The 19403-nt window shown below is 65.0% G+C and carries 17 protein-coding genes; 9 read left to right on the forward strand and 8 right to left on the reverse strand.

Going from position 1 to position 19403, the window contains the following annotated elements; translation table 11 throughout:
- Window positions 1–60: 60 nt before the first annotated feature.
- The 4 genes from FZZ93_RS09420 to doeA form a co-directional block, all read right to left on the reverse strand.
- Window positions 61–930 carry a carbon-nitrogen hydrolase family protein gene (locus FZZ93_RS09420; protein WP_149322078.1) on the reverse strand — a complete coding sequence of 290 codons (870 nt, stop codon included), beginning with the start codon at window positions 928–930 and terminating at the stop codon, window positions 61–63.
- A gap of 369 nt (window positions 931–1299) precedes the next feature.
- Window positions 1300–1785, reverse strand: coding sequence for an Lrp/AsnC family transcriptional regulator (locus tag FZZ93_RS09425; RefSeq protein ID WP_149322079.1), 486 nt, complete (start codon window positions 1783–1785; stop codon window positions 1300–1302).
- A 21-nt stretch (window positions 1786–1806) separates the two neighbouring features.
- On the reverse strand, window positions 1807–2835 hold the full coding sequence (gene doeB, locus FZZ93_RS09430; RefSeq protein WP_149322080.1) for a N(2)-acetyl-L-2,4-diaminobutanoate deacetylase DoeB: 1029 nt from the start codon (window positions 2833–2835) through the stop codon (window positions 1807–1809).
- Between the two features lie 9 nt (window positions 2836–2844).
- Window positions 2845–4044, reverse strand: coding sequence for an ectoine hydrolase DoeA (gene doeA, locus FZZ93_RS09435; protein WP_149322081.1), 1200 nt, complete (start codon window positions 4042–4044; stop codon window positions 2845–2847).
- A gap of 353 nt (window positions 4045–4397) precedes the next feature.
- Between doeA and ehuR the strand changes: the two genes are divergently transcribed.
- The 4 genes from ehuR (at window position 4398) to FZZ93_RS09455 (ending at window position 8761) form a co-directional block, all read left to right on the forward strand.
- Entirely contained in the window at window positions 4398–5804 is a 1407-nt protein-coding gene (gene ehuR / locus FZZ93_RS09440) for a MocR-like ectoine utilization transcription factor EhuR (RefSeq protein ID WP_149322082.1), read from the forward strand.
- 20 nt (window positions 5805–5824) lie between these two features.
- On the forward strand, window positions 5825–6748 hold the full coding sequence (locus FZZ93_RS09445) for a 2-hydroxyacid dehydrogenase (protein ID WP_149322217.1): 924 nt from the start codon (window positions 5825–5827) through the stop codon (window positions 6746–6748).
- Window positions 6749–6863: 115 nt separating this feature from the next.
- The gene (locus FZZ93_RS09450; RefSeq protein ID WP_149322083.1) at window positions 6864–7433 is read left to right on the forward strand and encodes a nicotinamidase; all 570 of its coding nucleotides are present in this window, start codon (window positions 6864–6866) and stop codon (window positions 7431–7433) included.
- Window positions 7424–8761, forward strand: coding sequence for a nicotinate phosphoribosyltransferase (locus tag FZZ93_RS09455; RefSeq protein WP_149322084.1), 1338 nt, complete (start codon window positions 7424–7426; stop codon window positions 8759–8761). Before FZZ93_RS09450 ends, FZZ93_RS09455 begins: the two co-directional genes overlap by 10 nt.
- 63 nt (window positions 8762–8824) lie before the next feature.
- On the opposite strand, the gene FZZ93_RS09460 is transcribed toward FZZ93_RS09455, so the two are convergent.
- The gene (locus tag FZZ93_RS09460; RefSeq protein WP_149322085.1) at window positions 8825–9382 is read right to left on the reverse strand and encodes a DJ-1/PfpI family protein; all 558 of its coding nucleotides are present in this window, start codon (window positions 9380–9382) and stop codon (window positions 8825–8827) included.
- A gap of 191 nt (window positions 9383–9573) precedes the next feature.
- On the opposite strand from FZZ93_RS09460, the gene FZZ93_RS09465 reads away from it, so the two are divergent.
- The 5 genes from FZZ93_RS09465 to malG all read left to right on the forward strand — a co-directional run bounded on the left by FZZ93_RS09465 (window position 9574) and on the right by malG (window position 15350).
- Window positions 9574–10233 carry a ubiquitin family protein gene (locus tag FZZ93_RS09465; protein WP_149322086.1) on the forward strand — a complete coding sequence of 220 codons (660 nt, stop codon included), beginning with the start codon at window positions 9574–9576 and terminating at the stop codon, window positions 10231–10233.
- Between the two features lie 98 nt (window positions 10234–10331).
- Window positions 10332–11258 carry a LysO family transporter gene (locus FZZ93_RS09470; RefSeq protein ID WP_149322087.1) on the forward strand — a complete coding sequence of 309 codons (927 nt, stop codon included), beginning with the start codon at window positions 10332–10334 and terminating at the stop codon, window positions 11256–11258.
- Window positions 11259–11599: 341 nt separating this feature from the next.
- Window positions 11600–12796 (forward strand): maltose/maltodextrin ABC transporter substrate-binding protein MalE, encoded by a 1197-nt coding sequence (malE, locus tag FZZ93_RS09475; RefSeq protein WP_149322088.1) that lies wholly within the window; start codon window positions 11600–11602, stop codon window positions 12794–12796.
- 75 nt (window positions 12797–12871) lie between these two features.
- Window positions 12872–14446, forward strand: a complete 1575-nt coding sequence (gene malF / locus FZZ93_RS09480; protein ID WP_149322089.1) for a maltose ABC transporter permease MalF — start codon at window positions 12872–12874, stop codon at window positions 14444–14446.
- A 13-nt stretch (window positions 14447–14459) separates the two neighbouring features.
- Window positions 14460–15350 carry a maltose ABC transporter permease MalG gene (gene malG, locus FZZ93_RS09485; protein WP_149322090.1) on the forward strand — a complete coding sequence of 297 codons (891 nt, stop codon included), beginning with the start codon at window positions 14460–14462 and terminating at the stop codon, window positions 15348–15350.
- Window positions 15351–15809: 459 nt separating this feature from the next.
- Here the strand turns inward: malG and FZZ93_RS09490 are convergent, their stop codons facing one another.
- From FZZ93_RS09490 to FZZ93_RS09500, 3 genes are all read right to left on the reverse strand, one after another.
- Entirely contained in the window at window positions 15810–16382 is a 573-nt protein-coding gene (locus tag FZZ93_RS09490; protein ID WP_149322091.1) for a sugar O-acetyltransferase, read from the reverse strand.
- Between the two features lie 115 nt (window positions 16383–16497).
- On the reverse strand, window positions 16498–17613 hold the full coding sequence (gene ugpC, locus FZZ93_RS09495; RefSeq protein WP_149322092.1) for a sn-glycerol-3-phosphate ABC transporter ATP-binding protein UgpC: 1116 nt from the start codon (window positions 17611–17613) through the stop codon (window positions 16498–16500).
- Window positions 17601–19289: an alpha-amylase family glycosyl hydrolase gene (locus FZZ93_RS09500; protein ID WP_149322093.1), complete on the reverse strand. Its 1689-nt coding sequence runs from the start codon at window positions 19287–19289 to the stop codon at window positions 17601–17603. Before FZZ93_RS09500 ends, ugpC begins: the two co-directional genes overlap by 13 nt.
- Between the last annotated feature and the right edge of the window lie 114 nt (window positions 19290–19403).

Consider the following 19403-nt stretch of genomic DNA (forward strand, 5'->3'; position numbering starts at 1 on the left):
GCAAGTCCTCTTTCGGTGGGATCGCATTGTATAAATGCCCAGGCGCCCGTCCGGGTCGAATCATCCCTCCTCGATATTGGTACGTTGCGGCTTGGCGAGCGGCCCCAGTGAATCCAGAAAGGGTGAGGAGCCGCCTTCATTGCGGTATAGCAAGAAATCGACACGACGGTCACGGAAGCTCTTGAGCGGTTGACCGAGTCCACGCAGACCAGTCTCGCGCTCGCGACGCACACGACTCAGATCGACCTCGATGGGCATGATCTCTTCACCAGTGCCGGCCTGATGGATGACATCACCCGAGGGCCCCACCACGATGGAGCGGCCGTTGCCGAGAGCGCCGGCGCCGTTGATGTCGAAGAAGTAACATTGGTTGACTGCCGCGTTGGTTCGCGCAATGGCCAGTTCGATGTCGCGGTCGATGGTGTCGGTCATGGTCGGGTGCAGGATCACCTCGGCTCCCATGGACGCCAGAGTGCGGGTCGTTTCCGGGAACCACATGTCATAGCAGATCGACACCCCGAAGCGTCCGACGTTGGGCACGTCGAAGGTGATGAACTCGCTGCCGCTCTCCACGCCGGCCTCGTAGGGACGGAAGGGAAACATCTTGCGGTAGCGAGCCACCACCTGGCCATGGGGGTTGATGACCGACAAGGTGTTGTAGATGCCATCCTCGCATTGCTCGAACATCGAACCGGGAATCAACCAGATCCGGTATTGCTCGGCCAGCTGGCAGAACAGCGCCTCGGCCGGACTGGACAACGGCCGGGCGTGAAGCGGTGAGGCCCCCATCGGCATCAACTCGCTGAACAGTACCATCTGCACCTGCGGGAAACGGCTCATCAGGACATCGATGCGGTGGCGCATGGCCTCGGTATTGTCGCCATGATGCAGGGCATGCATCTGGACACCGGCAATCGTGAAGTAGGACATGTCATTCCCTCTGCGTCAGGCGATCTCGAATCACCAGGCCTTGTCCGGAAATTGCCTCCGCTCGACCATACGGCGTTAAGCATCAGCTCAAGATACTCATTTACACTCGCACCCTCCGTGCGTGCGCGTATTCTTGCCCTGTGCCCCCGCTGGATGCAGGAAATGCGCTGGCCCGCCGAGAGCGAGCCCGGGCTCTGGTCTTCGCTCACCGACTTTGCAGACAAGCCACAGGGCTCAGCCCCTCGGCCAGCGGCTCTTTCCCGTCATGCCGGTGGGATCACCCGTCAATGGCGGGACTTCGCCTCCTCTCCCTTCAGCTTATGCCCATGGGCGGCGAAGCGAATCAACGCAGAAGACACGCCAGACCGGTCACGCTCGACTCGATGCGAAATCGTCCATGGTGAAGCCATCCGCGGGGCGTTTGACGGTCTTGGTGACGATGTAGGTGAAATAGCGCTCGATGCCGACGTCGGAGACCAGCCAGTCATCGATCAGCCGCTGATAGGTGTCGATCGTGGTCGCCTCGAACTTGACCAGGTAATCCACGCCTCCGCCGACGGCCACGCACTCGGTGACCTCCGGCGTGTCGTGCACCAGCGCCTCGAAGCGCGCGAAGCTCTCGGCATTGTGGGCCTTGAGTTCGATCTGCACCCAGACCGGAGTGCGCTTGACCAGCACATCGGTGTTGAGACGAGCGCCGTAGCCTTCTATGACGCCGGCCTTCTCGAGGCGCCGCACGCGCTCCCAGCAGGGACTGACCGAAAGGTTGATGGCCTCGGCCAGTTTCGATTTGGTGATACGACCGTCTCGGGAAAGGATCTCGAGGATCTTCAGATCATAGCGATCGAGCTTCATGGATCTACCTGATTGTCAGTTTCAGCCGAGCGACTCGACGACCTCGGCGATCACCGCAATGGTATCACCCATATTGACACTGGCCGGGAAGCGACGTGCGGCCAGCACGCCGTCGCGTTCGGCCCGATACTCGACGGGTGCGACGCCACTGCGCGTCATGTCATAGACCCGGGCGATGACCTGCCCCTGCGTCACCGGCTCGCCCAGTGCCACGGTCAGTTCGAGCAGGCCGGTGTGCTCGCTCTGCACATAGCAACTGGCATCGGGCATGTCGAGATAGATCTGGGGCTCGTCGGGCACCTGGAGTTCGCCCTCGACCAGGCCATAATGCACCAGAAAATTGTCGATGCCGCGCTCGGTAATGGCCAGGCTCTCGGGCGTCGAGGTGCCACCGCCACCCAGCTCGGTGGCCACGAAGATCTTGCCCTGGCGCTCCACGGCGGTATCGAACAGCGCCTCGGCATCGAGCTCGAACATCATGATGGCATAGGGCGCACCGAAGGCCTTGGCCCCCTCCAGGGCACGACGCTGCTGCTCGGCGTCATCGAGCACGTGGGAGGCGGCGAACGGAATGATGTCCAGTGTTCGTCCGCCGGAGTGCAGGTCGAGCACGACATCGCTCATCGGTACCAGCACGCGGGTGAAGTAGTCGGCGATCTTCTCGGTGACGGAACCGTTCGGATCCCCCGGAAAACTGCGATTGAGGTTGCCGCCGTCCATCGGCGAGGTCCGGCGGCCAGCCATGCAAGCGGGCGTGTTCATCATCGGCACGATGATCACCCGGCCCTGAACGTCCTCCGCCCGCAACCGGCTGGAGAGCTTCTGCAGGGCAGTGATGCCCTCATACTCGTCGCCGTGATTGCCGCCGGTCAACAGCGCCGTAGGGCCTTCGCCACGCTTGACCACGGTGACGGGAATCATCACCGCGCCCCAGGCAGACTCGTCATTGGAGATCGGCAGCTTGAGAAAACCGTGCTGGACGCCGTCGGCCTCGAAGTCGACGGTGGCGGAAATCGGGCTGGGCCGCTGCTGGCCGGATTGCTTGCTCATGGTGACTCCTTACTTGACGAACAGCTGGCGCGGAAAGTCGGCCAGCGTCTCGCAGCCGGTTTCGGTAATCAGAATACTCTCGGTGATCTCGAGACCCCAGTCCTCGACCCACAGGCCGGGCATGAAATGGAACGTCATGCCCGGCTCGAGGATCGTCTCGTCGGAGGGGCGCAGGCTCATGGTGCGCTCACCCCAGTCCGGCGGATAACTGATGCCGATGGGATAACCGCAGCGCGCGCCACCCCGGTCGAAACCGTATTTGTCCATGGCCGCGCCCAGCGCCATGGCGATGTCGGCCGTGCGGTTACCGGGCTTGGCCACCTCCAGGCCGTTCTCGATGCCCTCGAGCAGGGCCGATTCGGCACGCACGAACTCAGGGGGCGGACGCCCCAGGTAGACGGTACGCGACATCGGCGCGTGGTAGCGCTTGTAGACCCCGGCGATCTCGAAGAAGGTCCCCTCGCCCTTGCGGAACGGTGAATCGTCCCAGGTCAGGTGAGGTGCCGCCGCATCCTGCCCGGTGGGCAGCATCGGCACGATGGCAGGATAGTCGCCACCGAACACCTTGCCGTCGGGCGACGTCCAGCCTTCGATACCGACCCGGTAGATCTCCGACACCAACTTGCTCTTGGGCAGCCCCGGCTCTATGACCTCGAGAATGCGCGAGTGCATGCCGGCGACGATCTTGCCGGCGACGCGCATGTATTCGATTTCCTGGGGCGACTTGATGGCACGACACCAGTTGACGAGCGAGTTGGCGTCCATGAAACGCGCATGGGGTAGCTCCCTCAGCAGGCACTGATAGGCCTTGGCCGAGAAGTAGTAGTTGTCCATTTCCATGCCCACGACGCCCTTGTGCCAGCCACGATCGGGCAGGATCGTCTGGGCCAGGTAGTCCATGGGATGCATGTCCGGATTCTGGACATAGTGATCCGGGTAATAGGTGATGTTGTCCGGATCTATCCAGCAGGTGCGCAGCGCCCCATTGGCATCCATGCGTCGTCCATACCAGACCGGCTCGCCTTCGAGACCAAGCAGCACGCATTGATGCACATAGAACGACCAGCCATCGTAACCGGTCAACCACGCCATATTGGACGGGTCGCTGATGATCAGTACATCGATACCCCGGCTCGCCATTTCGGTGCGTACCTTCCATAGCCGGCCAGCGTATTCCTCACGGGTGAAGGGTAATGAAACCTGAATCATGAAATCGCTCGCCAAACGATCATGTCACCGATATCCGGCTGCCTCTTGCCCGAGGCACCGGGGCATAGGGAAACACGGCACAAATGCTTGCGCGGGCAAATCGCGGCGTCACCCGGTGCGCGAAAGCTCGCCTAACGACATGTTATGTCTCGCTTTCTGTGCTCCGGGCGCCTTGCACTTTACTACGCTCGGCGATTCGTGCGGTGCTTCCATAGCGCTAACTTGCCGACCGTGTCAGGGCCATATTCATTGTCATGACATTTGTTAACATGTCTCATGACAATTACCGGCCAATATCGCTAGTCTGATACTATCACCACCACTTGGCGGGCGGTCAAAGGCTTTATTGAATCATGACAATTAACCTGACGCCTTATCTCTCCGAGACGGGCCCCAAGTACCTCGCCATCGCCCGGGCACTTTCCGAGGCGATTCGCCAGGGCGAGCTGACACCCGGCACCCGATTGCCGCCGCATCGTCAGTTGGCCGACACCCTGGGTGTCAGCGTCCAGACTGTCTCCCGCGCCTACTCCCAGGCCGAAAAGATGGGGCTTGTCCAGGCGCGCACCGGCAGCGGCACCTGGATCAACGCACTCGACGATACCCGGGAATCCGCCTATCTGCGCAATTCCGAACCTCGACCCGAGGATGCGCTGATCGATCTGTCCATCGCCCATCCGGTCTGCCCACCGGGCCACCACCTGCGCTTTCGCGAAACCCTCGCCCTGCTCGCCGAGCAGGCCAGTCCCGATGTAGTGACCGCCAGCCGCCCGATCGCCGGGCTTCCCCATCAGCGTGAAAGGGCCAGTGAATGGCTGTCCCGACGCCTCGGCGTTCCCGGCGAGCCGGATGACCGCATCCTCTGCAATGGCGCCGCTCATGGCCTGCTGCTGGCGATCTCCACGGTCGTCCAGCACGGCGACCTGGTGCTGACCGAGGCGCTCACCGATCATGGCCTGATCGCCCTGTCACGCACCCTGGGGTTCCAGTTGCGCGGCGTGGCCATCGACGACCAGGGAGCGCTGCCCGAAGCCCTGGATATCGCCTGCCAACGCTTCAAGCCGCGGGGCGTCTGCCTGACGCCCACCCAGCTCAACCCCACTGGCGCCACCATGAGTGAGGAGCGCCGCGATGCCATCGCCGAGGTACTGGAGCGTCATGGCGTCTGGCTCATCGAGGACGATGTCCACGCCCTGCTCGAGGCTCCCGGCCTGACGCCCCTCACCGCCCGCGTGCCGCACCAGGGTTTCCACGTCACCAGCCTGACCAAGGCCACGGTGCCGGGATTGCGCGCCGGCTACCTCAGCGTGCCGCGCGGGCAGTTGCACCACACCCTGCCACGCATGCGCGCCACCACCTGGATGGCCACGCCGCTGATCTTTGAGATCGCCGACGCCTGGATTGCCGACGACACCCTGGAGCACATGGCCAGCGAACAGCGCGAACTGCTCGCCGAACGCCAGCGCCTCGCTTCCCGGCTGTTGAGCGGTCACGAGCACACGGCCCGCCCCACCGGCCTGCATGTCTGGCTGGCGCTCCCCACCGCCTGGCGTACCGAGGAGCTTCAGCAGCAGGCCGAGCAGGAAGGCGTGGCCATCACCACCGCCGTTCCCTTCATGGTCGAACAGACGGCGGCCCCTCGGCGGGTGCGCCTGAGCGTCGGCGCCGAATCCGACATCGAGCGTTTCGAGGAGGGCCTGAAACGTCTCGCCAACTTGCTCGGCGAGGCGCCACCGCCCATGATGCAATTCGTCTACTAGGCAATCAGGAGCAGGACATGATGCGCGTACTCGTCCACCACGACCGCGCCAATGACTGGCGTGAGGCCCTGGCCCGACGCCTGCCGGATGCCGAGATCCTGACCGGCGAAGCGAGCGCCGAGCAGCGCCGCGACATCGACTACCTGGCCGCCTGGAAGCCCCCGGCGGAGCTGTTCGCCGAGCTTGGCCGGCTCAAGGGCATCGTCAATCTCGGTGCCGGCGTCGATGCCCTGCTGAACAATCCCGCCCTGCCCCGTGACGTGCCCATCGTCAAGCTGCGCGACGCCGGCATGGCCGGCCCGATCGCCGACTACGTGCGATACGGGGTGCTGCACTTCCAGCGCGACTTCGACCACTACGCCCGTCAGCAGGCCGCCGCTGAATGGCGCGAGCGCCCCTTGATCGACAAGACGGACTGGCCGGTGGGCGTACTGGGGCTCGGCGCCATCGGTGCCAAGGTCGCCACCACCCTGGCCGCCGACGGCTTCCCGGTGCATGGCTGGAGCCGCTCGCCCAAGCAGCTCGACGCCGTAACCTGCCACCATGGAGAGGCGGGACTGGACACCCTGCTCGGCCAGGTACGCAGCCTGGTGCTGCTGCTCCCGGACACCCCGGCGACCCGCCACCTCATCGACACGCGAACCCTCGGCCTGCTGCCCGAGGGCGCCAGCCTGATCAATCCTGGGCGCGGTTCGCTGATCAACGAGACGGCACTGCTCGAGGCCCTGGATGCGGGACGACTGCGCGGCGCCCTGCTCGACGCCTTCCCGGTGGAACCTCTGCCCGAGGACAGTCCGCTGTGGTCGCATCCCCGCATCCTCGTCACGCCGCACATGGCCGGCCCCACGCCACTCGGCGATGCCGTCGACCAGGTCGCCGAGGCCTTGCGCGCCTTCGAGAACGGCACGCCCCAGCCGACCATCGATCCGGCGGCCGGCTACTGACGCCCTGGCCTACACGAACGCCCGTGCACGCGATACGCTGATGGATAGCGGGGGCGATATCGACGCACGCCCTCATTGGCTGACACCCACCGATTCCCCGTGAAGGAGGTGCGCGATGTCTCAGCTCACCCAGGACTACGACCACCGCGATGCCCTGCTGGTGGTCGACATGCAGAACGACTTCTGCCCGGGCGGCGCCCTGGCCGTGGCCGGCGGCGACGCACTGGTGCCAGGCATCAACGCCGAGATGGACGCGGCGCAGCGGGCTGGCGCCCTGATCGTTGCCTCGCGGGACTGGCACCCGGTGGACCACGCCAGCTTCGCCCATCGGGGCGGCCCCTGGCCGGTGCACTGCGTGCAGGACACCCCGGGCGCCGCCTTTCACGCCGACCTGGCGCTGCCCGAAACGACCATACGCGTCAGCAAGGCCACCGCCTTCGACCGCGACGCCTACTCCGCCTTCGACGACACCGGACTCGGCAACTACCTGCGCGAACGCGGGATCGAACGCGTCACGGTCTGCGGCCTGGCGCTGGACGTCTGCGTCAAGGCCACCACGCTCGATGCGTTGCACGAGGGATTTGCTACACGACTGCTCGACGACTTGAGCGCGGCGGTGGATCCCGATGCCATCGAGGATTGCCGCAACACCCTCACCGACGCCGGTGCCGAACTATGCCGATAACCGTCCCGCTGACGGTGGAAGACGACGAGCTGGCGCTGCTCACCGACCTCTACCAGTTGACCATGACCCAGGCCTACTGGCGCGAAGGCATGAACGCCCCGTCGACCTTCAGCCTGTTCTTCCGCCGCCTGCCGGCCGAACGCCGCTTCATGCTCGCCTGCGGCCAGCAGCATGCTGCCGAGCGGCTCAGCCAGCTACGCTTCAGCGAACACGCCATCGCACGGCTGGCCGAGACCGGGCGCTTCGACGACGCCTTCCTCGACTGGCTGGCGAACTGGCGCTTCGAGGGCGACATCTGGACGCTCCCGGAGGGCACGCCGGTCTTCGCCAACGAGCCCTTGCTGGAAGTCGACGCGCCCATCGCCCAGGCACAACTACTCGAGAGCCTGGTCATGAACCTGGTGCAACTGGAGACGGTCCTGGCCTCCAAGGCGGTACGACTGGTCATGGCGGCCCGGGGACGGCCGGTGGTCGACTTCGGCCTGCGCCGCATGCACGGTATCGACGCCGCAGTGCGCGGCGTGCGTGCCTACCGCACTGCCGGCCTAGCCGGCACCAGCAACGTGCTCGGCGGCCTGCGCCACGACCTGCCCCTCAACGGCACCATGGCACACAGTTACATTCTCGCCCACGACAGCGAACGCGAGGCCTTCCGCGCCTTCGCCTGCCACATGCCGGACACCACTCTGCTGGTGGATACCCATGACACCCTGGCGGGCGTGCGCGAGGTCATCGCCCTACTGCACGACGAGCCCGACCTGCGCATCAGCGCCATCCGGCTCGATTCGGGTAATCTCGAAGAACTGGCCCGCGCCGCGCGCCAACTGCTCGATGACGCCGGCCTCGGCGACGTGAAGATCATCGCCAGCAGTGGCCTGGACGAGCACGCCATCGACGCCCTGCTGAAGGCCGACGTCCCGATCGACGCCTTCGGTGTCGGCACCCAAATGGGCGCCTCGACCGACGCCCCGGTCATCGATCTTTCCTACAAGCTGGTGGAATACGCCGGCAAGCCCCGGGTCAAACATTCACCGGGCAAGGTAAACCTGCCGGGCCGCAAGCAGGTCTACCGTCACTTCGACGCTGCCGGCCACTTCGTCGGCGATACCATCACCGGCCGCGACGAGCAGCTCGAAGACGGGATACCGCTGTTGGTGCGCAGCGTGACACAAGGCCAGCCCGACCCTGCGGGCATGGCACTGGCGGAATCCGCCCGGGAACGCGTGGCACAGGCCCGGCAGAGCCTTCCGGAAAGCCTCACCCGACTCACCACGAACGGCGAGGATTACCCGGTGACGCTCAGTAAGGCCCTCGTCGCACGGCGATGAACCGAACGATCGAGGCCGCCAGAATCGGCGGCCCCGGCTACCCATCGGAGATGCGCCGGCGAATCACAGCAGTTCGTTGAAACGCGCCAGCCAGGCCGGATGCGCCGGCCAGGCGGGAGCGGTCACCAGCTTGCCGCTGGTGATGGCTTGATCGACCTCGATCTGGGCATAGTCGCCCCCGGCCAGCGAAACCTCCGGCGCACAGGCCGGATAGGCCGAGACCCTGAACCCTGACAGGGAAATGGCGGCGGCCAGCAACTGGGCGCCATGGCAGATAGCGGCCACCGGCTTTTCGTACTCGAAGAAGTGACGCACCGACTCGAGCACGCGCTCATCCAGGCGTAGATACTCCGGGGCACGCCCGCCGGGAATCACCAAACCGTCATAGTCGGCCGCCGACACCTCGGAAAAGGTGGCATTGAGAATGAAGTCATGTCCGGGCTTCTCGGTATAGGTCTGATCGCCCTCGAAATCATGGATGGCGGTACGGATCCGATCGCCCTCGCGCTTGTCGGGACACACGGCGTCCACCGTGTGGCCCATGGCCTGCAGAGCCTGAAAGGGCACCATGATCTCGTAGTCCTCGACGAAATCGCCGGCGATGAGCAGTAACCTGGCCATGGGATGAACCTCCTCGGTGGGTGGAGCAGCACTTCTGCCGCCAGCATAGGCCATGTTCGGCGAGGCGACGAGCGCATCGGGGCCAGGGCGAACCGCATGAAGCTGGCCATGGCCGCCGGTTCTGCCTATCCTCGGGAACCCCGCGCCTCCCTTCGCGTTCCCAGGGCTGTCGACACCGATGAGGATCTTTCATGCCTGCCTTGCCGCTACGCCCCTCGTGGCTGCTGCCACTGCTCCTGCTGTTTGCCGGTTCCGCTGCTGCCGCAACGCCACCGCAGCCATTCGATGCCCGCTACCACCTGCAGGTGGCAGGCTGGCCCGATGCCGACATTCAGCATCAGTTGCAGCACACCGGCATCGGCTGGCAGAGCGAGATGAGTACCAAGTTGCCGGGCATCAGCGGTCATGAGATGGGGCGCTTCCGTCTCGACGAGGACGGCCGGGTTCACTCTCTCTATTACGCCTCCGGCTACTCGCTGCTGGGCATCCAGCGGTCCTACCGACTCGAGCGCGACGCCCTGCAGACATGGCCGGACCGCCAGAGTGCCCTTGTCGCCCTGTCCCGGCAGGCCATCGACGGAACTTGCACCTCGGACTGCCGGGTTCACTATCTCGACCATCGCGGGCGCGAGGAGCGCATCGACTACCGGCTCCTGGGACGCGAGACGCTGGATCTCCCCGCAGGCCGGTTCGAGGCGCTGCGCGTGGAAGTGACCGAGCCGGACGAACCGGACCGCCGCCTGGTCTTCGACTTCCTGCCTCGCCTGCCGGGATTGCTGCTGTCCGTGGCCTACTACCGCGACGGCGAGCGGCGCAGTCACCTGACGCTCACCCGCCTCGATTCGCCCTGATCGCCGGCCTTCCGCCACACCTCGAAAACGCCTAGAGTGGAGAATTTGCCGGTAGCCTGGAAACCGGCGGCGTATCTCTCCAAGGAAGGAATGTCGCGATGTTGAGTGGCCTGTTGATCGTCCTGCTGCCCCTAGTGCTCGGCTATCTGGTACGCGTTCGCCACCCAACGCTCATGGCCGGGATCAATCGGGGCGTGAACGTCTCCATCTACGTGATCCTACTGCTGATGGGCATCAGCCTGGCCGGCCTCGACGACCTCGGCGGCAAGCTGGCACAACTGGGCGGCCAGTCGCTGCTGCTGTGCGTGGTGATCTCGGCCTGCAACCTGACGGCCCTGGCCTGGCTGTCACGTCGCCTGCGCCTCGAGGTTGACGCTTCCCGAGCAGTGGCCGGCGCGCCCACCAGCAAGCTGGCCGCCATGGCGGGCTCGCTGTCGCTGATCGGCATGGTGCTAGCCGGCGTTATCCTCGGCCTGGTGGCAGAAGGAGCGCTGGGCGAGCCCCTGTTCGCCTGGGCCGAGACGCTTTCCGAATGGGTTCTCTACGCCCTGCTGGCCCTGATCGGCTGCCAGCTCAGAAACTCCGGCATGCCGCTCAGGCAGATCCTGCTCAACCGCTTCGGCCTGGCCATCGCCAGCGTCCTGGCGGCGAGCTCGCTGATCGGCGGGCTGCTGGCCGCCCCGCTGCTCGACCTGCGCTGGAACGAAGGACTGGCCATGGCCGCCGGCTTCGGCTGGTACTCGCTGTCCGGCATCCTGATCGGCGACCAGTTGGGGCCGCTGCTCGGCGGCATCGCCTTTCTCAACGATCTGTTCCGTGAACTCGTCGCCTTCGTGCTGATTCCGCTGGTCATCCAGCGCCATGCCGCCCTGGCCATCGGCTATGGCGGCGCCACCTCCATGGACTTCACCCTCCCGGTGATCCAGCAGCACGGCGGTGTTGCCTGCGTGCCGGTCGCCGTGGTCAGCGGCTTCATTCTCTCGCTGCTCTCGCCGCCGCTGATCCTGTTCCTGCTGACGCTGTAGGCCCATTGGGTGACGAGCGCCTCGAATACATCCGTCATCCGCACTTGCTGACCCTGGCCAGTACAGATATCCGGACCATGCCAAGCTAGGTGGTCGAGCCGACCAGGACTTTCTGCCGGCCCGATGCTCGTCCAGGCCTGCTCACCAGCGGCGGTCCCAAGGGATCGCCGCTTTGGCATGCCCCTTCTGTGCTCCCGAGACCATGACCTACGCCCCACCCTTACGCCGCCCTCCTCCCGCTCAGGGAGGAGGCACCCACCCAATGGATCGGCGAGCCTTGCCGGGTACCCACTCACGCATATTCACGACACCGTCACCACAACAAGAAGGGAGTCGACATCATGACCCCACGCCTGCACTCCGTCTCCTTCCTGCTGGCCGCCACTTTGAGCGCCGGAGCCGCCCTGCCTGCTCTGGCCTTCGAGGACGACCGCCTGACCATCTGGATCGGCGACAACAAGGGCCCCCAGGGCATCCGCGAGGTAGCCGAGCGGTTCACGGCCGATACCGGCATCGACATCGACCTCGTCAACCCCGACGACATCACCAATCGTTTCCAGCAGGCTGCCGGCAGCGGCCAAGGGCCGGACATCGTGATCTTCGCCCACGACCGCATGGGCGAGTGGGCCCAGAGCGGCCTGCTCAAGGCCGTCGCCCCCTCCGACAGCTACCGTGAGCGCTACTTCGACTTCACCTGGAACGCCGTCGAGTGGAACGGCGAAACCTACGGTTATCCCATCTCGGTGGAGTCGCTGGGCCTGATCTACAACAAGGCCCTGGTGGAGACAGCCCCCGAGAGCTTCGCCGATCTCGCCGCGCTCGACGCCGAGCTCGAACAGGAGGGCAAAAAGGCCATCCTCTTCAACTACGGCGAGCCCTACTTCAGTTGGCCGTTGCTGGCAGCCAATGGCGGCTACCCCTTCCGGCGCACCGAGGAGGGCTATGAGATCAGCGATATCGGCGTCAACAACGCCGGAGCCATTGAAGGTGCCCGCCTGCTGCGTGAGTTGATCGAGAGCGGTGTGCTGCCCGAGGGCACCGACTACAGTGTCACCGATACGCGGTTCAACAAGGGCGAGGTAGCCGCCATGATCAGCGGCCCCTGGGCCTGGAGCAACCTGGAGCAGAGCGGCATCGACTTCGGCGTGGCGCTACTGCCCAGGGTCGGCGACGAGCGGGCCAAGCCGTTGTTCGGGGTGATGGCGGCGATGATCAACTCGGCCTCGCCCAACGATTTTCTGGCTACCGAGTTCCTCGAGAGCTACCTGCTTGAGGAGGAGGGCCTGCGCACCTTCAACGGCGATGGCTCGCTGGGCGCCATGGCCCACAAGGCCTACCAGCAGGACCTGGAGAGCAATCCGCGGATCGCCGCGACCCTGGCCAATGCCGAGATTGGCGAGCCGATGCCGAACATTCCCGAGATGGGGGCCTTCTGGTCGGCCATGGAACCGGCGCTGCAGAACATCGGCAGCGGCCGCCAGTCGCCGCAGGCGGCGCTGGACGCCGCCGCCGAGCGCATCCGCACCGCCATCGAGTAACCGTGTTCCTTCCAGAGTCCATGACCCGGCCGGCCGTGAACCACGCCCAGGCCGGGGCAGACCGCAGGTGACCCCATGTTTGTGACCAACGCCTCGCGCGGCTTGCCGCGCCATCGCTCCCGCTACCCCGCCGAGCGCTACACCCGCTGGGCACTGCGTGCCCTGACCATACTGCTGGTACTGGCCATGCTCTGGTTGGTGTTGGCCTTCCACCTGCGCGGCCAGTGGATGTTCTCGCTGCTGTTCCTCGTACTGGGGGCCAGCCTGGCGATCGTGTTCGGCAAGCGTGAGCTGATGAGTCATCGCTACATCTTCCCGGCACTGGCCGGGATGGGCGTGTTCGTGATCTTCCCGCTGCTCTATACCATCGGCATCAGCTTCAGCAATTACAGTTCGAGCAACCTGCTCAGCGAGGAGCGGGTGCGAGCGCAGTTCCTCGACCAGACCTACCAGGCCGAGGGGCAGGCCTTCGATTTCCAACTGGTCCGTGAGGGAAATCGGACGCGCCTCTATCTGGAGGCCAAGGGCGCCGGCAAGTTGGAGGGCGTGCGGCAACTGATATCCGAGCCCCTGGCACACGCCGAGGCGGGGCAACCCCTGGCGATCGAGCCAGTCCAGGCGAGCCCGCCGGGCGAGGCGCTGAACTTGCGCGAGGTGATCGCCCGGCGCGATACCCTTGAGGCCCTGACCCTGGTGGCATCGGACGGCACCGAGCTCAAGATGGCCGGCCTGCGCAGCTTCGCGCCGATGCTGCCGCGCTTTGCCGAGAACCCCGACGGCAGCCTGACCGACCGGCGCGACGGCACCACCCTGACGCCCGACCACGAGCGCGGCTTCTTCGTCACCGAGGACGGCGAGCGGCTCACCCCCGGCTGGCCGGTCGCGGTGGGCCTGGACAACTACACCAAGATCTTCACCGACCCGGACATTCGCGGCCCCTTCCTGCAGATCTTCGTCTGGACCTTCGTCTTCGCCGGGCTGACGGTGGTGTTCACCCTGGCGGTGGGCTTCGTGCTGGCATCGCTGCTGCAGTGGGAGCATCTGCGCGGCAAGGCCCTCTACCGCACCCTGCTGATCCTGCCCTATGCGGTGCCGGCCTTCATCTCGATCCTGATCTTCAAGGGCATGTTCAACCAGAACTACGGGGAGATAAACCTGATCCTCGAGAATCTGTTCGGCATCAGTCCCGACTGGTTCACCGACCCGGCGCTGGCCCGCACCATGCTGCTGATCGTCAACACCTGGCTGGGCTATCCCTATATGCTGCTGCTGTGCATGGGGCTGATCCAGTCGATCCCCCGCGACCTCTTCGAGGCCTCGGCGGTGGACGGTGGCGGGCCACTGACCAACTTGTTCAGGATCACACTGCCGCTGATCCTCAAGCCGCTGATGCCGCTACTGATTGCCGCCTTCGCCTTCAACTTCAACAACTTCGTGTTGATCGCCCTGCTCACCGAAGGAAGCCCGGACATCCTCGGCGCAAGCACGCCGGCAGGCACCACCGACCTGCTGGTCAGCTACACCTACCGCATTGCCTTCCAGGATGCCGGCCAGAACTTCGGCCTGGCGGCGGCCATCGCCACCCTGATCTTCCTGCTGGTGGTCGGCCTCTCGGTGCTCAACCTGCGTCTGTCCAAGGTCAAGGTCTAAGAGGAGTCATTTCATGGCCATGGTTCAACCCCGTTCCATCCGCGCCCGCAAGCTGGGCGCCCAGCTGGCTCTGCTGGGCTTCGTCGCCATGGTGGTGTTTCCGTTGCTGCTGGTGATTTCGATCTCCTTCCGCGAGGGCAACTTCGCTACCGGCAGCCTGATCCCCGAGCGTTTCTCCCTGGAACACTGGGCGCTGGCCTTCGGCATCCCCTGGGAACGCCCCGACGGCAGTGTCATCCAGCCGCCGTTCCCGGTGCTGCTGTGGCTGTGGAACTCGATCAAGGTGGCAATGGTGTCCTCGTTGATGATCCTGGCGCTTTCCACCACCAGCGCCTATGCCTTCGCGCGGATGCGCTTCAAGGGCAAGGCGCCGATCCTCAAGGGCATGCTGATATTCCAGATGTTCCCGGCGGTACTGTCGCTGGTGGCCCTCTACGCGCTGTTCGACCGCCTCGGGCAACTGGTGCCCTGGCTGGGCATCAATACCCATGGCGCGCTGATCCTCGCCTCGCTGGGTGCGGTGGCGCTGCACATCTGGACCATCAAGGGCTACTTCGAGTCCATCGATGGTTCCCTGGAGGAGGCCGCCATGGTCGACGGCGCCAGCACCTGGCAGGCCTTCCGGCATATCCTGCTGCCGCTGTCGGTACCGATCCTGATAGTGGTGTTCATCCTCGCCTTCATCATGTCGATCATGGAATACCCGATGGCCTCGGTGCTGCTGATCGACGAGGACAAGCTGACCCTGGCCGTCGGCTCCCAGCAGTACCTCGCCGAGCACAACCAGCGTTGGGGCGACTTCGCCGCCGCGGCGGTGCTCTCCGGGCTGCCCATCACCCTGGTCTTCCTGCTCTGCCAGCGCTGGATCGTCAGCGGGCTGACGTCAGGGGGCGTCAAGGGCTGAGAACCTCCTCGTAAGGCTTCCCACGTCCTGACAAGACGCTGACTTACCCGGCCATTCGGCCGGGTTTTATGCTGGCGAGGCTCATTGCGGGAAGAAAGCTCAACACTGGTCAGCCGCGACACCTCGCCCAGTAGCCGCGAAGCTCCACCTCCACCGTTGCTCGATGTGTCTCGATGTCCGCCATGCTGACCTCGACGTTCCGCTCAATCACCTCCTCCCTGTTGGCGCGCAAGCCATCCCGCGCCGAGTCGCTGGCACGCGCCGGCAGTGATCGTGGACCCGGCAGTGGTCGTGGACATAGGGGGCATGAGGGCTTTCCCTGCCGTGAGGAGGGCAGGTTCCAAATCGAGAAGACATGAAGTACCGCAACGAAACTGCCCAGGACGCAAGCGCCAGGGCAGGAAGAGCGAGCGCAGATGAGCGAGCCCGCTTCGGTGATGGATCAGCCCCGTCGCGGGGTCATTCTTCCATGGCTCGGTTCTCAATCTTGCGAATGACGCGACAGGGGTTGCCCGCGGCAAAGACATCGGCCGGAATATCGCTCGTCACGACACTGCCCGCACCGATGACACTACGCGGGCCAACCGACACACCCGGGTTGATGATGGCACCGCCTCCGAGCCAACAGTCGTCGCCAATGGCGATGGGGCGCCCTGCCTCCTGTCCGCTGCGACGGGTCTTGGCATCCAACGGGTGGGTGGCCGTATAGAGCTGTACGCCAGGCCCCAACAACACGTTATCGCCGATCGTCACCGGTGCGACATCCAGCACGACGCAGTTGAAATTGAAGAAAACGTTCTCGCCCAACCAGATATGACAGCCATAGTCGCAGTAGAAAGGCGCTTCTACCCAGAGATGGGGCCCGGCATTGGGGATGAGTTCACGTAGCAAGCGGGCGCGCTCGTCCTCTTCATCATCACGACTGTCGTTCAAGGCCCTCGTCAAGAGACGTGCCCGGCGGCGTAGTGCCTGTAATTCGGCGTCGCGAGGGTCATAGAGCTCGCTCGCCAGCATTTTCTCGCGTTCCGTCATGCGTGTCGCCCGATTCGCGTGTCCAGGCCCTACATCCTAAGGCCATCTGGGTGATTTTTCCTTTCGGGCCTGAGCTGACAAGAGCCAAGGACCGGGTTCGGAGCGAGCAGGCACCTCAATGGGCAATGCCGGGAATCTCCACCTGACGTGGGCAGGCCTGGCCGTCGCGGCCGAACAAATGGCAGTGGTCGCCGGACAATCCCAGATCGACGGCCTGGTGTTCCTCGAGGCGGGCCAGGCCGTCGAGGCGTTGCGTCACGGTGCCCTCGACGCCCTCGACCTGCAGGTGGGCGAGCGTCTCGTAGCCGAGCTTCTCGGCCACCATCAGCTTGGCCTTAAGGGTCGCCTCGCCCTGCCCGGGGGCAACGAAGTCTTCGGCGCGAACCCCCATGATGGCGGCGTCGCCCGCCTTGAGGCCACGCCCATCCACCGCCACGGCCAACGTCTCGCCGGAGGGCAGACGCACGCCGGTACGCCGCGATCCAGGGTCGACCACCGTCACCGGCAGGGTGTTGATGCGTGGTGAACCGATGAACTCCGCGACCTCGAGGCTGTGCGGGAAGTGATAGAGCGACAACGGTGCGCCGACCTGGGCGATGCGTCCACCCGACAGCAGTACGATGCGGTCGGCCAGGGTCATGGCCTCGACCTGGTCGTGAGTCACGTAGATCATGGTGGCACCAAGGCGCTTGTGCAGCTCGGCGATCTGCACCCGCATCTCGACCCGTAGCGAGGCATCGAGGTTGGACAACGGCTCGTCGAACAGGAACACCGCCGGCTCCTTGACCAGGGTACGACCGATCGCCACTCGCTGGCGTTGGCCACCGGAAAGGTCCTTTGGCCGACGCTCGAGCAGCGGAGTGAGCTGCAGGATTCCGGCGGCATGCTCGACGCGACGGCGGATCTCGGCCTTGTTGGTGCGCGCCAGCTTGAGCCCGAAGGCCATGTTCTCGGCCACCGTCATGTGCGGGTAGAGCGCATAGGACTGGAACACCATGCCGATGTCTCGCTCCTGAGGCGGTATTTCATTGATCCGCTCACCGTCCAGGCTCATCTCGCCACGGCTGATGTCCTCGAGCCCGGCGACCATGCGTAGCAGGGTCGACTTGCCGCAGCCCGAGGGGCCGACGAAGACCACGAACTCGCCATCGTTGATGGTCAGGTCGATATCGCGCGATATCTCGACACCATCATAGTCCTTGCCGATGCCACTCAGTGTCAGATGTCCCATGACGAATCCTCCTGGTCGGATTGCGGGCAGCGAGCGATGGCGATGCCATACGCCGGCAGGGTGAGAGTGCCGCCCTGCCAATGGCCGTTGACCATCGCTGGGGCGTCATCGAAGGCGCGCGCAGCGCGCGGGGCCGGCAGCTCGCGAAGCTCTCCGGCGAAGTTCAGTGCCACCAGCAGGCGCTCGCCGGGGGCGCTCGACGGATGGCATCGCTCAAGGCACAGCACCTCGTCACGCACCGGATGGTAGGCGATGTCGCCCTTGACCAGCGCCGGCTGGGTACGGCGGAAGGCCAGGAAGTCGCGGGTAGCGTTGAGCAGCGAGTCCGGCTCTCGATCCTGCTGGTCCACGGCCAGCCCCAGGTGCTCGTCGGGCACCGGAAGCCAGGATGCGCCCCTGGAGAAACCACCGTGGGGAGCATCGGCCTTCCACGGCATGGGGGTACGGCATCCGTCACGGCCCTTGTAGGCCGGCCAGAAGGTGATGCCGGCGGGATCGACCAACTGCTCGAAGCTCAGTTCGGCCTCGCTCAAGCCCAGCTCCTCGCCCTGGTAGAGGCAGATGCTGCCACGCTGAGTCAGCAGGAAGGCCAGATAGAGACGCAGCTTGGCAGCATCGTCCTCGGCATCCCAGCGGGTCGCCAAGCGGGTGACATCGTGGTTGCCCAGTGCCCAGCAGGGCCAGCCATCTTCGATGCGCGCCTCCATCTCGGTCAGGATGCCGCGCAGGTACTCGGGGTCATGACGCTCGCCGAGCAGATCGAAGGAGTAGGCCATGTGCAGGCGCTTGCCGCCCTTGGAATACTCGGCCATCACGCCCAGCGAGTCGTCGTCGCCGACCTCGCCGACGCTGGTCGTACCAGGGTACTCGTCAAGCAGCGCGCGCAGTCGCTCGAGGAAGGCCAGGTTCTCCGGCTGGGTCTTGTCGTAGAGGTGCTGCTGGTAGCCATAGGGGTTGTCGGGGCGTACCCCGATGAAACCCTCCGGGATATCTTCCCTCGGCGGGTTGTCCTTGAGCTCGCCGTGGGTGCAGAAGTTCACTGCATCCAGGCGGAAACCGTCGACACCACGCTCCAGCCAGAAGCGGACCTCGCCGAGGATGGCCTCGACCACCTCAGGATTGCGGAAATTGAGGTCCGGCTGCTCGACCAGGAAGTTGTGCAGGTAATACTGGCAGCGGCGGGTGTCCCACTGCCAGGCCGAGCCGCCGAAGATCGCCTGCCAGTTGGTGGGCGGGGCGCCGTCGGGCCGGGGGTCGGCCCACACGTACCAGTCACCCTTGGGATTGTCGCGGCTTTCACGGCTTTCCTGGAACCAGGCATGCGCATCGGAGGTGTGGGAGAGCACCTGGTCGATGGTGACCTTGAGGCCGCGGGCATGGGCGGCCTCCACCAGACGGTCGAAGTCGGCCAAGGTACCGAACATGGGGTCGACATCGCGATAATCGCTGACGTCGTAGCCGAAATCGAGCATCGGCGAGGTAAAGAACGGCGACAGCCAGATAGCGTCGACATTCAGTGAGGCGATGTAGTCGAGCCGGTCGATCACCCCCTGCAGGTCGCCGATGCCATCGCCGCTCGCGTCCATGAAGCTGCGTGGGTAGATCTGGTAGATCACCGCACCACGCCACCAGTCGGCGCCCTGTCGGCCGAGGTACTGGGAAGTGTCTGTGGTCATGTGCCGGGTCCTCGTCGTGGATGGGCGTCGGCGTTGGAGCCGCACCCGCGGGAAAAGCGTCACGCTCATGGTGGCGGCAGGACCGGCGCGAGAGATCCTCCCGCGGGATGAGCG

It is taken from the genome of Halomonas eurihalina (assembly GCF_008274785.1).
Taxonomy (GTDB): domain Bacteria; phylum Pseudomonadota; class Gammaproteobacteria; order Pseudomonadales; family Halomonadaceae; genus Halomonas; species Halomonas eurihalina.